This window comes from Corynebacterium sp. HMSC05D08 (genome assembly GCF_001807215.1).
Lineage (GTDB): Bacteria > Actinomycetota > Actinomycetes > Mycobacteriales > Mycobacteriaceae > Corynebacterium > Corynebacterium striatum.
This window is the reverse complement of the sequence record NZ_KV788283.1, coordinates 16378-29210: the sequence shown is the minus strand read 5'-3', so window position 1 is coordinate 29210 and position 12833 is coordinate 16378. Positions and strand designations below refer to the sequence as shown.

The 12833-nt window shown below is 62.9% G+C and carries 8 protein-coding genes; 3 read left to right on the top strand and 5 right to left on the bottom strand.

Annotated features, from left to right (window positions below):
* Nucleotides 1-79 precede the first annotated feature (79 nt).
* Nucleotides 80-1030 (top strand): acyl-CoA thioesterase, encoded by a 951-nt coding sequence (locus tag HMPREF3148_RS00110; RefSeq protein WP_236081438.1) that lies wholly within the window; start codon nucleotides 80-82, stop codon nucleotides 1028-1030.
* Between the two features lie 28 nt (nucleotides 1031-1058).
* Here the strand turns inward: HMPREF3148_RS00110 and HMPREF3148_RS00105 are convergent, their stop codons facing one another.
* Entirely contained in the window at nucleotides 1059-1988 is a 930-nt protein-coding gene (locus tag HMPREF3148_RS00105; protein WP_049160445.1) for a MaoC/PaaZ C-terminal domain-containing protein, read from the bottom strand.
* On the bottom strand, nucleotides 1989-3317 hold the full coding sequence (locus HMPREF3148_RS00100) for a 3-oxoacyl-ACP reductase (RefSeq protein ID WP_049147024.1): 1329 nt from the start codon (nucleotides 3315-3317) through the stop codon (nucleotides 1989-1991). It abuts the gene before it with no gap.
* A gap of 166 nt (nucleotides 3318-3483) precedes the next feature.
* Between HMPREF3148_RS00100 and HMPREF3148_RS00095 the strand changes: the two genes are divergently transcribed.
* Nucleotides 3484-4782 carry an acetyl-CoA C-acetyltransferase gene (locus tag HMPREF3148_RS00095; RefSeq protein ID WP_005531337.1) on the top strand — a complete coding sequence of 433 codons (1299 nt, stop codon included), beginning with the start codon at nucleotides 3484-3486 and terminating at the stop codon, nucleotides 4780-4782.
* Between the two features lie 53 nt (nucleotides 4783-4835).
* Entirely contained in the window at nucleotides 4836-6923 is a 2088-nt protein-coding gene (locus HMPREF3148_RS00090) for an acyl-CoA dehydrogenase family protein (protein ID WP_070508537.1), read from the top strand.
* A gap of 20 nt (nucleotides 6924-6943) precedes the next feature.
* Here HMPREF3148_RS00090 and HMPREF3148_RS00085 read toward each other — a convergent pair whose 3' ends face one another.
* The 3 genes from HMPREF3148_RS00085 to HMPREF3148_RS00075 all read right to left on the bottom strand — a co-directional run bounded on the left by HMPREF3148_RS00085 (nucleotide 6944) and on the right by HMPREF3148_RS00075 (nucleotide 12790).
* Nucleotides 6944-7681, bottom strand: coding sequence for a PAQR family membrane homeostasis protein TrhA (locus HMPREF3148_RS00085; protein WP_070508536.1), 738 nt, complete (start codon nucleotides 7679-7681; stop codon nucleotides 6944-6946).
* A 472-nt stretch (nucleotides 7682-8153) separates the two neighbouring features.
* A complete protein-coding gene (locus HMPREF3148_RS00080) occupies nucleotides 8154-11885 on the bottom strand; it encodes a phosphoribosylformylglycinamidine synthase (RefSeq protein WP_236081441.1) in 3732 nt (1243 codons plus the stop codon).
* Between the two features lie 218 nt (nucleotides 11886-12103).
* Nucleotides 12104-12790 (bottom strand): DUF2334 domain-containing protein, encoded by a 687-nt coding sequence (locus HMPREF3148_RS00075; RefSeq protein WP_049192112.1) that lies wholly within the window; start codon nucleotides 12788-12790, stop codon nucleotides 12104-12106.
* Nucleotides 12791-12833: the final 43 nt, after the last annotated feature.

Here is a 12833-nt window from a genome sequence, read left to right as displayed (position 1 = left end):
CTTTCTATGCATGTCACTTACCCTTCCGGAACAAGAGAATACTGAAACCGGGAAGTCGCCATCGATCACGCTTCGATTCATGGCTGCTCCAACGGATATGACCATCGCTGGCGCGCAAGGCATTGGCGGCGGCCGCGTCCTGGAGTGGATCGATAAGGCCGCGTACGCATGCGCGGTGCAGTGGTCCGGAATGTACTGCGTGACCGCCTATGTGGGACACATTCACTTCACTCGCCCGATCCCTTCGGGCCACCTGGTAGAGGTGCGCTCGCGCATCGCAATGACGGGCCGTTCTTCGATGCACATCGTGAACGAGGTGCTATCTGCCGATCCGCGCGACGGCATCTTCACCCGCGCGTGCGACTGCCTGGTCATCTTCGTGGCCAAGGACCCGGAAACCGGCAAGTCCACCCCAGTTCCTTCCTTTGAACCTTCCTCCGACGATCACCGCCGCGTGTGGGAAGCCGCGGAATCCCGCATTGAGCTGCGCAAGGCCATCGAGGAAGAGATGGAGAAGCAGACTTATGACGGGCCCTCCGACGCCCCGCGCATGATCAACCGCTTCCTGGCCAAGCCGACCGACGTCAACTGGGGCGGCAAGGTCCACGGCGGCACGGCAATGGAGTGGATCGATGAGGCGGGCGCTGCCTGCACCATGGAGTGGTCCGGCGAGCACACCGTGGCAGTCTACGCCGGCGGCATTCGCTTCTACCGCCCGATTTCCATCGGTGACCTCATCGAGGTCGATGCCCGCATGATGCGAACCGACGCCCGCTCAATGCAGATGTCCATTCACGTGCGCTCGGGCAACCCACGCGGCGGACGCCAGAACTTGGAGACCGCCATCCACGCCACGGTATCCTACATGGCGATGGACGCGGACTGGCAGCCGATTGCAGCACGCCAGTTCACGCCGAAGACGGCCGAAGACAAGGCGCTGTGGGAGCACGCCGGCATTCTGCGTAACCTGCGCGGACAATACTCCCCGAAGCCGCTCGTGGTGGCACCGCAGCACCAGCACCTAGACTAGCCATGCGGTGAGCCCAGCTAGGTGCTGATTAGCTGAGCGATTCGACGGCGGCTGCCACGTGCAGCTTGTCGACGTCCTTGGCCTTGCGTAGTTCGAGCGTCCACGCGCGGTCGTGCGCGCTGGCAAAGAGCGCGGTGGACGCGGGAAGAATGACCGGCTTGTAGAAGTCGGCTTGGACGCGGACGGCTTCGGGGAGCCGTCCCTCCAGCGCGGTGAGCATCGAGGCATGCGTGTACATGCCGTGGGCAATGGTGCTGGGGAAGCCAAAGAGCTTGGCGCCCGCCCGTGAGGTGTGAATCGGGTTCTTATCGCCGGACGCTTCCGCATAGACCTTCGTGGACTCGGTGCTAAAGCGCAGGGTCGAAACGGGGTTGGTTCCGGCAGCTGAGGCCTGCGGCTGCGGCAGGAAGCGCGTGGCTTCTGGGCGGGATGCAACTTCTTCTGGGGTGGAGGAAGAGAACTTGGCGCCAGGGCCTAGGAAGGCGGAGGTCTGCTGCCAGACCAACACGCCCTCGACGTAGATGGACGTAATCATGTCCAGGACCAAACCCTTGCGGTGCGGGCGGAGGTTTTCCGCGTGGACATCGATGGTGAACGTGTCCTCGATATGGAGGGGGCGGAACTGTTCAATCTTGTTGGACAGGTGCACGATACCCATCGCGGGGAATGGAAAACCCGGTGAGTCCATTACTTTCACCGCTAAGGGGAAGGCCAGGGCGTAGGGGTAAGTCACCGGCGCTTCGTTGCCAAGGCGGAATCCCACTGCCTGGCAGTAGCGGGCGAGGTGAATGGGATCGATGCAGACGTCATCAACACGGAAGGCGGTTGCCGGGTCATCGATTGTGCGTTTGGGTTTTAGGCCCGGCACCATGGCGGGAACCGCTTTAGTCACCTGCTTGCGGTAGAGCTCGCTGAGCTCCGGAATGGCGGGCAGGTTCACTACGTTGAGCGCAGTCATTTAGGCTCCCATCATGTTCTGGCCGCAGACGCGGACGGTATTGCCGGAAACGGCCGCGGAGGAGGCGGCCGCGAAGTAAGCCACAGTCTCAGCGACGTCGACAGGCTGGCCGCCCTGTTGCAGCGAGTTGATGCGGCGGCCAATCTCGCGCGGGCCGGTAGGCATGGCGGCGGTCATCGCGGTCTCGATGAAGCCAGGGGCCACCGCGTTGATAGTGGAACCGGACTCGGCGAGGAGCGGTTGGAGGGCGTCGACAAGCCCGATGACGCCCGCCTTGGTGGTGGCGTAGTTGGTCTGGCCGCGGTTGCCAGAAATACCCGCCATGGAGGACACGCCCACAACGGCTGCGCCCGAGGCGAGGTCACCATTTTCGATGAGCTCCTCGGTGATGCGCACCGGTGCCAGGAGGTTGACGGCCAACACTGCATCCCACTGGCCTTCGTTCATGTTGGCCAGCAGCTTGTCGCGAGTGATGCCGGCGTTGTGGACGATAACGTCGATGGCGCGGCCGTAGCGATCCTGCGCATGCTTGGCGATGGCCGCGGCGGCACCGGCATCCGTGACGTCGAGCGGCAGCGCCGTGCCCTTCACCTTGTTGGCAGTGGCGCTGAGGTGCTCGCTGGCGCCCGGAATATCGATGCAAATAATGTCTGCGCCATCGCGAGCGAAGACCTCCGCGATGGTGGCTCCGATGCCGCGCGCAGCGCCCGTGACCACGGCTAAACGGCCAGCCAATGGGGCGGACCAATCATGGTCCTTGCCGCCAGAACCAGCCTTAACGCGAACCACCTGGCCGTCCACAAACGCTGACTTGCCGGAGAGGAAGAAGCGCACGGTGGACTCCACCTCAGCGGTGGCTGCCGGGTCGACCCACACCAGATTTACGGTGCCGCCCTTCCGCATTTCTTTTGCGAGGGAGCGCGTGAAGCCTTCGAGGGCACGGGCCGCAATGCGGGCGTCGACGGTATCGGCGGCCTCCGGGGTGGTGCCGATGACCAGCAGGCGCGCGTTGGCGGTGAGGTTGCGCAGCTGCGGGTGGAAGAAGTCGTAGAGCTCGCGCAACTGTTCGAGCTTGCAGATCCCGGTGGCGTCGAAGACGAGCGCTGCGCGCTTGGACTCCGCAGTCACGGACAACAGCTGATAGTCCACCGCGAGCTGCGAGTTAAGGAATGCGGCGATGCGTCCCTCCCCTGCTGCGCCGATGACAACCGGGCCGTCGAGAGCTGGCTCGCCGGGGGTGAAGCGGCGCAATGGATACCCCTGCGGCACGCCTGCCTTGGCCGCGACAGGGGAGTTGATCAGTTTCTCGGCGAAGTTAATTTTTGGCATTTCAATTCCTTCCCTTAACAAGGTTGCAAGCCTTTATGAAGTAGCTTGCAAGTTTAGTTAATTAAGTGATAGAACTAACAATATCATTCAGCCTGTGATGTAGAGCATTTGATTGAAAACTTTTCCTAGCACGTTCCTAGCAAGGATTTCCCACCAAGGAGTCGCAATGACCACCACTTCGCACCGCGTAGCAATCCTAGGCGGCAACCGCATCCCGTTCGCTCGTTCCAACAAGGAATACGCGCATGCCTCCAACCAAGACATGCTGACGAGCGCGCTCGACGGCCTCGTCGCCCGCTATGGACTGCACGACGAGCGCCTAGGACTCGTCGCCGCCGGCGCAGTTCTCAAGCACTCTCGCGATTTCAACCTCACCCGTGAGGTGGTCCTGGGTTCTGCGCTCGACTCCACTACCCCAGCCATCGACCTCCAGCAGGCATGCTGCACCTCGCTGGCAGCGGCCATCCACGTCGGTGACGCCATCGCCCGGGGCCGCATCAGCTCCGGCATCGCGGGTGGCACCGACACCACCTCGGACGCACCGCTCGCCGTCAACGACTCTCTGCGCCGGACCCTCATTAACCTCTCCCGCACCAAGACCGTGGCCCAGCGTGCACAGCTCATTGGCTCCATTCGCCCGGGACAGCTGGCGCCCGAGCAGCCCCAGAACGGCGAGCCACGCACCGGCCTTTCCATGGGTGACCATGCAGCCATCACCGCCCGCGAGTTGAAGGTCACCCGCGCCGACCAAGACCAGCTGGCGTTGGAGTCCCACCAGAAGCTACACCAGGCCTGGGAAGAGGGCTTTTTTACTGACCTGACCACCGGCTACTTGGGCGTCAACCGCGACACCAACCTGCGCGCGGACTCCACCTTGGAAAAGCTCGGACAACTCAAGCCAGTCTTCGGCAAGCGCGACGCCCAGCAGCACGGCACCCAGGCCACGATGACTGCAGGCAACTCCACGCCGCTTACCGATGGCGCCTCGGTGGCGCTGCTTGGCAACGAGGACTGGGCCGCACAGCATAACCTCGAACCGCTTGCTTACCTGGTGGACTCCGAGACCGCTGCAGTGGACTTCATCCACGGCGGCGACGGCCTGCTTATGGCACCGACCTACGCGGTTCCTCGCCTGCTTGAGCGCAACGGCCTCAGCCTGCAGGACTTCGACTTCTATGAGGTCCACGAGGCATTTGCCTCCCAGGTACTAGCCACGCTGACCGCCTGGGAAGACGAGACCTACTGCCGCGAGCGCCTCGGACTGCCCGGCGCGCTCGGCCCCATCGACCGCACTAAGCTCAACGTAAAGGGCTCCTCCCTGGCAGCGGGCCACCCGTTCGCCGCAACCGGCACCCGCATCCTGGCCACCACCGCCAAGATTCTGGAAGAAAACGGCGGCGGCCGCGCTCTGATTTCCATCTGCGCAGCCGGCGGCCAGGGCGTGGCTGCCATCGTCGAGCACTAGAACACCAACGAGACCACCTGCCCAAACTCCCCAATCAATTAAGGAAACCCATCATGGCACTCACCAAGACTCTGAGCAGAGACTCCAACAAGGAACAAAACCCTGGCCGCGGCGACGGCCGTTCTGCACCAGCCCAAGCCGAGCCGCGCAGCCCAGGCCGCCTGCCCACCACTCCGAAGCCTTCCGTGGCCACCGAGCTGGGAGCGCTTCTCGACGGCCCACACGCCTCTTTCCGCCACGAGTTGCGCGAATTCATCGACAATCCAAGCCTCTTCCCACGTCCTGAGCTCTCGGTTGCCGAGCAGCGCGAGCACACCTTTAACAACCTTGCAAAGGTCCGCGACTTCGGCGGCTTCCAAAAGGGACTGCGCCGCGACAATGGCGGTCCGGGCAAGCCGATTCTTTCCACCTTCACTCTGGAAGGCCTGGCATGGGCCGACGGTTCCCTGGCCATCAAGTCCGGCGTGCAGTGGGGCCTGTGGGGAGGTGCGCTCGACCAGCTGGGCACCGAACGCCACCTCGAATGGGTAGAAAAGGCAAGCTGCCTTGAACTACCTGGTTGCTTCGCCATGACCGAGCGCGGTCACGGTTCTGACGTCCAGTCCCTGGAGACTACCGCTACCTATGATCCGGAGACTGATGAGTTCATCATCAACACTCCAAAGGACACCGCGGTAAAGAACTACATCGGCAACGCCGCAAAGGACGGCCGCGCTGCAGTGGTCTTTACACAGCTCTACACCCCGGGAAGCGATGGTCGCAGCCACGGCGTGCACGCCATCATCGTGCCGATTCGTGACGAAGAGGGTAACTCCCTGCCGGGTGTCACCTTGGGCGACCACGGCCACAAGGGCGGCCTGGTCGGCGTGGACAACGGCACATTGCGCTTCGACAATGTCCGGGTTCCCCGTGTAAACCTGCTCAACCGGTTCGCCGATGTCGACGAGAAAGGCAAGTACACCTCCCCTATTGAGAATCCCAACGCCCGCTTTTTCACCATGCTGGGCACGCTCATCCGCGGCCGCATGGGCGTGGCGGGCGCTGCCGGTGCCGCGACTGAAGCCTCGTTGGATATTGCACTGCGCTACGCCAACCGACGTCGCCAGTTCGAAGGCGCAACCGGTTCCGAAAAGCGTCTCATCGATCACCGCCAGCACCGCCGCCGCCTGCTCATCCCGCTCGCACGTACCTATGCGCTGCACCTGCTCCACAACCAGATCCTGGAGCGCTACCAGGAAATGAATGACCAGCAGGAGTCCGGCACGTGGTCCGTGACCACCCCGGATGAGGAGCAGAAGTTCGCCTCCCGCGAGATGGAGTCCCTCGCCGGCGCCATCAAGGCAGCGCAGACCCAGCACGCCATCCGCACCATTCAAGAATGCCGTGAGGCCTGCGGCGGCGCCGGCTACATGTCGGAGAACCGCCTGACCACATACCGTGCCGACTCGGATGTCTTCGCCACCTTCGAGGGCGACAACACCGTCCTCATCCAGATGGTGGGCAAGAATCTACTCACGGCATATGGCCGCGCGATGAATGACATGTCCCCATGGGACACCGTGCGTTACGCCGCGACGACCGCCACCGAAGTGGTCCGCCGCCGCACCGGCTTCACCACTCGCTTGCAGGGGCTGGTGGACTTGGTGAACCCGAATGAGGCATCGCTTTTCGACGCCGTGTACCAGGCCAAGCTCATCGACGATCGCGCCCAGTCCGTGCTCTTCTCCCTCGTGCGCCGCATCCAGCCAGCCCGCAAGGCGGATAAGGTGCAGGCGGCCGCCATCGTGGACAAGTGCCAGGACCACCTCATCGCGGCTGGTTGGGCCCGCGTGGATACCCTGCTGGTCCAGGCCATGATCGAAGCAGAGGAGCGCCTGGAAGAGGGTTCGCTGGCGCGCCAGGTATTCGAGCAGCTGCGCCACCTATTCGTGCTGACCACCCTGGTGGAACACGCCGGCTGGTATCAGGAGCACAACCTGCTTCCCGCAGGCCGTATGAAGGCTGCTCGCGCCGCCATCAACGACCTCGTCGATTCCCTGGCGCCCTGGTCGGTGGTCTTGGTAGACGCGTTCGGCCTGCCTTCCGAGGTATCCAACATTCCGATGCTCACCGAGGCAGGCGTAGACCCGCTTCGCCACTAACTAAAGCGCCGCACCACTAGTTAGGCCGCAACGACCATCCAGACAGCGACCATGTGTACAACGGCGGCGGCGATAGTCGCCGTGTGAAAGTGCTCGTGGTAGCCGTACCACCGGGCGTTGCGGCCTGGCCATTTAAAGCCATAGGCCAACGCGCCCACGGAATAGATGACGCCGCCTGCGAACAGCAGCCACACCACAGCGGGCCCCGCCTCAGTCCACAACGTTGGAATCAAAGGCAACACCAACCATCCCAAGGTCAGGTACACCACCACATCGAGCCAGCGTGGGTGGTCAATCCACACCAGATTCAGGATGACGCCCATAATTGCACCAACCCACGCTATGCCCAGCATCCAAGCAGCCTGGACTGGCTCAAGCACAATCGCACAGAGCGGCGTATAGGTGGCAGCAATAAACACCGCGATGGTGGCATGGTCAGCGCGCCGACACCATCGCACCGCCCGCGCGGTGGGCCATGGCCAACGGTGATAGAGGGCCGAAACGCCGAAGAGCCCCACCACCCCAACGCCATAGACGGTCACTGCAAGCGCCTGGTCCCACGAGATGCTCATCCACGCAAACGTAATTAAGACAGTGGAGGCAATCACGGAAGCAATAGCCGCGAAGAGATGACCCCACCCACGCGTTAGTGGGCGTTCGCCGCGGTCTGCCACGAAATAGCGGCGCTCAATGAGTTTTTCTAAAGCGCCGGTTTCGCTTTTTTCATCGGGGGTCGTGACCCCATGTTGGATCGCCATCAAGAAAGCCTTACTTTGGGAATCTATTTAGCCTCAACACTAAACTTACGTTTCCGTAACTATACGGGCCTAGCCTCAGGGGTTCAAGGGGATCTCCAACAATGTTCTGCTCCCCGGTGGTGACCAGCCACGCCCGACCTTCTACCTCTTGCCAGGTGTACAGGGCGGCCAAGAAGGCATGAACCGGATGACCCAGGAGCTGTCTCCACTGACCAGGGCGCGCACTCCTTCGGCTGGTTCGAGCAACAGATGAAGATCAGCTGAGCACAGACCATCGCTCGCTCTGAGGCTCCCACACCGGTTGGGTCCCCGTCTTTGGGTCCCATTGGTTGGGTCCTATTGCGAGTGGAGTTTTGTGTTTTGGGATGAAAAAGGCTCCCTTTGCTAGCAAAGGGAGCCAATGAATGGGACCTAACCAGGGGGACCAAACCGGCTGGCCTTCGGCACGCGTCAGGCCAGTCCGGGCTCGGAACTACTTGCGGAAGAAGTCCGCCGCGGACTCAAAGAGCAACATGTCGTACTCGCCCGGCACGTTCTTGTACGTCGACGGCGAGATGCGCTCAGAGTGGCCCATCTTGCCCAGGACGCGGCCGTCCTCGGACATGATTCCTTCAAGGGCGAAGAGGCCACCGTTCGGGTTCACAGAGATATCCATCAGCGGGTTGCCTGCAGCGTCCACGTACTGAGTCACTGCGGCAGCCTTGAGGCACTCCCACTCAGATTCACCAGCGGTGATGCGGCCCTCGCCATGCGAAATCGGGACGGAGAAGACGTCGCCTTCATTGACCTTGGACAGCCATGGCGAATCGTTGTTGACCACGCGGACGCGGGAGATGCGCGACTGGTGGCGGCCGATGCTGTTGAAGGTCAGGGTCGGGGTCTCAGTGCCTGGCTCGGAGATGGCTCCGAACGGAACCAGGCCGAGCTTGATGAGCGCCTGGAAGCCGTTGCAGATGCCCAGGATGAGGCCGCCGCGCTCGTCAAGGAGGCCCTGCACGCCTGCGGACAGGGACGGGTTGCGCAGGAAGGAGGTGATGAACTTCGCGGAGCCATCCGGCTCGTCGCCGCCAGAGAAGCCGCCCGGCAGGAAGAGCATCTGCGAGCGGTCCAGTGCAGCCGCCATGCGGTCCACGGACTCAGCAATGTCTTCAGGGGTGCGGTTGCGCACCACGAGAATCTCAGACTCGATACCCGCGCGACGCAGCGCTGCCGCAGAGTCGTACTCGCAGTTGGTGCCCGGGAAGACCGGGATGAGCGCCGTGGCCTTTGCCCCACCGAAGGTCGGGGTGATGGTCCGTGCGACCGTCTCCCCCTTAGCAGCAGCGCCGAGGTCAACAGAGCCAGCCTGCTCCACCGTGGTCGGGTAAATCTCTTCCAGGGTGCCCAAGTAGGCAGCCTCAGCGTCAGCAAAGCTGACCTCCGCGCCGCGGTAGCTGAAGCCGCCAGCGGTGGTGGTACCCAGGGCAGAGCCGGCAACGGGCTCCTGGCCTTCTGCCCACTCGAGGACGAAGGCGCCGTAGGCGTAATCGTAGAGAGGGGCGTCGTCAGCGAAGGCGAAGCCGATGCCCTCACCCAGGCCCATCTTCAGGACTGACTCGGCAGGGCCGCCAAAGCCGGGGGTGTACGCGGAGACGACCTTGCCTGAGCGCAGCAGCTCAGTCACGGTACGGAAGTTCTCCACCAGCGACTCTGGGGTAGGCAGGCCGGCGAGGGCGGTATCGGAGGCGTCGGCAAGCGCAGGCGAAAGCAGCGTCACCTGGTGGCCTGCGGCCTTGAAGTGGTTAGGGACCATGTTGCCCGCGTCGTCGTGGCTGACGGCAACCGAAATAACCGTTGGCGGAACGTGCAGCTCTTCGAAGGTTCCGGACATGGAGTCCTTGCCGCCAATCGCGGCGACGCCGAGGCCAAGCTGGGCCTTGATGGTGCCCAGCAGCGCAGCAGTTGGCTTACCCCACGCGGAGGCAGAGTCCATGCGCTCGAAGTACTCCTGGAAGGACAGGTAGGTCTCATCGAAGGAGGCGCCGGTGGCAATCAGCTTGGACACGGACTCCACAACGGCGAGGTAGGCGCCGTGGTACGGGCTGGCCTCGGTGACGTATGGGTTGTAGCCCCAGGACATCACGGAGCAGTTGGTGGTCTCGCCCAGCGCCGGGAGGGTGTTGGCCATTGCCTGAATCGGGGTGGCCTGACGCGTGCCGCCGAAAGGCATGAGCACGGTACCCGCGCCGACGGTGGAGTCGAAGCGCTCGGAGAGGCCTTGCTTGGAGGCAACGTTGAGGTCAGAGGCCATGCCGAGGAAGGACGCGTTGAAGTCCTCCTGGCGCGCCCACTCACGGGACGCGCCGCGCCAATCACCAGCAGGGGCGACGTCAGCGGTGGCGTGCTTGTCCGCGCCGTTGGTGTTGAGGAACTCGCGTGAGAGATCCACGATGGTGGTGCCGCGCCAGTGCATGCGCATGCGGCCGGAATCGGTGACCTCAGCGACAATGACTGCGTTGAGGTTCTCCTCGTTGGCGAGGGCGATGAGCTTGTCGACGTCGCCTGCCTCAATCACGGTAGCCATGCGCTCCTGGGACTCAGACAGCGCCAGCTCGGTGCCGTCGAGGCCCTCGTACTTCTTTGGAACGGCGTCCAGGTTGATCTCGAGGGAATCAGCCAGCTCGCCCACAGCCACGGCGACGCCGCCGGCGCCGAAGTCGTTGCAGCGCTTGATGAGCTTGGAGAATTCCGGGTTGCGGAACAGACGCTGCAGCTTTCGCTCCTCCGGCGCATTACCCTTCTGCACCTCCGCGCCCGCGGTGGTCAGCGACTCCACGGTGTGGGACTTGGAGGAACCGGTGGCTCCGCCGATGCCGTCGCGGCCGGTTGCACCTCCGACCAAGACCACGAGGTCACCTGCGGTCGGCACCTCGCGGCGCACGTTGGCTGCTGGCGCGCCCGCGACAACTGCACCCATCTCGAGGTGCTTGGCCACATAGCCCGGGTGATAGAGCTCGTCGACGAGGCCGGTGGCCAGGCCGATCTGGTTGCCGTAGGAGGAGTTACCGGCAGCGGCTACGCGCGCGATGGTCTTCTGCGGCAGCTTGCCCGCGCGCGTGGTGGTCTCCAGTGGGTTGCCGGAGCCGGAGATGCGCATGGCGCCGTAGACGTAGCCGCGGCCGGACAGCGGGTCACGGATAGCGCCACCGATACAGGTAGCGGCGCCACCGAAAGGCTCGATCTCAGTTGGGTGGTTGTGGGTCTCGTTTTTAAAGAGCAGCAGCCATGGCTCTTCCTTGCCATCCACGGTGATGGTGACGTGCACGGTGCAGGCGTTGATCTCTTCGGAGACGTCCATGGCGTCGAGCTTGCCCGTGGCACGCAGGACCTTGCCCGCGATGGTGCCCATGTCCATCAGGGTCACCGGCTTGGTGCGGCCGATGGACTCACGGGCTGCGAGGTAGTCCTGGTAAGCAGCCTCGACGGCTGGCTCGTTGAAGGTGATGGAGTCGAGAACCGTCTCAAAAGTGGTGTGGCGGCAGTGATCGGACCAGTAGGTGTCGATCACCTTGAGCTCGGTGATGGTGGGTTCGCGGTCTTCGGAAGCAAAGTAGTTACGAATCAAGGTGGCGTCGTCAGCGTCCATGGCCAGGCCGTGGGATGCGACGAATTCGGGGAGGGCGGCGTCGGAAAGCGCAGTAAAGCCCTCAAGGGTCTCCACGTCAGCGGGCGTGGCCACCTGCAGTGCCAGCGTCTCAGGCAGCTCCAGGGAAGCCTCGCGGGCCTCCACCGGGTTGATGAGGCCTGCGCGCATGGCCTCCGGAATGGCGCCCTCGACTGCGTAGACCACAGCGGTGCGAACGCGCGGGCGCTCCTTTTCAAAAAGGAACTGAATACACTGCGCAGCGGAGTCCGCGCGTTGATCGAACTGACCAGGCAGCGGCTCGACCGCGAGGACCTCTCCGTCGATGCCAGCCTCGTCCAACGTGGAATAGGTTGTGTCTACCTGCGGTTCGGAGAGAACCAGCTGAACCGCGGTGGCGAACTCCTCATCCGTGGTGCCCTCTACGTCATAGCGGTTGAGCAGGCGCACTTTGACGCCGTACTCTTTCGACAATGCCGCGGCATGCCCACCCTCGCGATTTTCCACGTACACGCGCTGAACCATCGTGCCTCCAGTTTCATTCAGCTCAAGTTTTAACTCGGTAGTCGACTTAGTGCCCACAGTATTTCCCGCGGGGAACGAAAACCAATTCTATAGGGCGGCGGGTTGGGGGTGGTTTGGTCCGGGGGATTACTGGCGCCGAGGCCTCGCGTGGGCACAATTTGCCAAATAGTGCGCCAAAATTTGCTGATTTTCCGGGATTGCTTGGCAAATTGTGCGCTTTTGCGCGTTCGGCGTGCCTTCGGTGCACGCTTGGGATGCACTTCCGCGGGAGGCTTTTAACGCTTCGCCAAAAAGACGCCGTAGTCCGCTGGCTGCGCTCCGGCGCTTGCGGCGCGGTCAACCGCCTTGATGAAGTCCGAGACCACTTTCCTGTCATTAAGGTTGCGGCCGGAGATGGAAAGACGCACGGTGTTGCCACGCAGCGCGGAGCGCTCCGCAGCGCGAATAATGTTGCGGCGCCACCACTTCGCCGCGCCGAAGCCCTCGCCGAAGGACAGGTTGCGGGTCTGGTGGAACTTGCCGGAGCGCAGCTCGTGAATGCCGCGCGTGGAGGCCGCGACATCGAAAGCAAAGTTCGGCAGGACCTCCAAGGTGCCAGGCGACATACGCCAGCGTGGAGGTGCAAAGATGCTCGGCTCAAAGCCCAGCTTGGCCATCTGCCGCGTGGCACCCTTCAAACGAAGATCTGCCTCGTGCGAGTCGAGGTTGGCAAACTCAGCGCGGCGGCCTTGCACCGCTTGGTCGAAGCCATTCAGGATGAGCAACCTACCCGCGGATTCCTGCTCTTTGAGAAAGCCTAAGGTCTTGTCATCCTTGGCCAGGTGCCAATTGCCATCAATGTGTGGGGCAACCAGCAAAGAGACCGGGATTTCTTCCCGGTCTAGTTCTTTGAGGAGGTTACTAGTTTGCTTCCGCGTGTCAGAAAAGATGCTGGAAATCGAAACTAGAAGGTGGCCATGCATAAGTGCAATTATCGCACAGCCACCGCGAGTCCGCGCGGCGAAG